We start from the raw sequence: 1,251 nt of genomic DNA on the forward strand, positions 1-1,251 counted from the left end.
AGGTGCGGCGCGACGAACGCCGCACCGGCGGTCCACAACAGCCCGAACAGCAGCGCCTCCGGCACGCTCACCCCCAGGTCGAAGCTGCCGGAGCCGGTGCCGAGGAACTCGATGTCGCCGCGGAACTCGGCGCCCAGCCCGCCGACTCCGGCGAGCAGCAGGAACAGGCCGAAGAACAGCCCGGCGGACAGCAGGTGTTCACGCCGGTCCGCCGAGCGCCGCACCGCGATCGTCCCGGCGACGAGCGCGCAGACGAGACCGACGGCGAGCGCGTAGACGACCGCGCCCGAGCCGAGTTCGTCGCCCAGCCGGGACAGCCCGAAGGACTCGCGCTCGTAACCGCCGCCGAACCCGGACGTGCCGCGCGCCTCCACCTCCAGCGGGGCGCCCCAGCACAGACCGAGCACCGCAAGACCGAAGTTGGGCAGCAGCAGGAGGAAGGCCCCGATCCCGGCGGCGTCGGAGCCGCCGAACTCGTCGTCGCCGACGTCGGAGGGCGACCCGCCGCCGTCGCCGAACAGCGCGAGCCCGATCCAGCCGAGCACGAGGGCGAGCACGAGCACGACGCCGAGCGCCCGCACGGCGGTCCCGGCGGCCCGCACCGTCATCCGCACCCCGGGCCGCGCCGCCGCCACCCGGTACCGCAGGTCGTCGGCGTGCAGCACCCCGCCCGCGACGCCGAGTGCCAGCAGCAGCGTCCACAGCGCCGTCAGGAACGGCGACGAGGAGATCGACACCTCGGCGATGTCGGGCTGGGCGAACAGCGCGAGGGCGAGCGTGCCCGCGGTCGTCGCGAGCGCGACGCGCACCGCGGCCTCCAGCCCGGCGGTGGCGCCGTCGGGGGCTCCGGGCACGGTCCGCGCGTACAGGCGGGTGCGCAGCATCCGGACGCCGAGGACGAGCGCCACGATCCACACCACCGTCACCAGGAGCGGGACGACGGACAGCGCCGCGCTGCCGGAGCCGCCGGAGCCGTAGTCGCCGCCGTACAGCGGGGAACCGCCGCCGGAGCCGCCCGCGGAGGCCTCGAAGCCGCCGCCCACGCCCTGGAGCAGCACGGCGAGGGCCAGCCGCAGCCGGTCCCCGAAGCCGACGAATGCGTCCTCGGAGTCCTGCCCGTACGACGGGATGCCGAGGGCGACCGCGGCGACGAGCACGAAGCCGACCGGCCACAGGGCGGCCTGCACGGCGCCGGCCCAGTCGCCGCGCAGCGCCCGGCCGAGGAAGGCACCGGCGGCCGAGGGCCGGGCG

1 protein-coding gene is annotated in these 1,251 nt (G+C 76.6%); it reads right to left on the reverse strand.

What is annotated here, in order from left to right; translation table 11 throughout:
• Positions 1–1,251: zinc ribbon domain-containing protein (locus GTW43_RS06850; RefSeq protein ID WP_161300725.1), on the reverse strand; the 1,251-nt coding region annotated here is incomplete at both ends.

The organism is Streptomyces sp. SID5785 (assembly GCF_009870065.1).
In the GTDB taxonomy this organism is placed as follows: domain Bacteria; phylum Actinomycetota; class Actinomycetes; order Streptomycetales; family Streptomycetaceae; genus Streptomyces.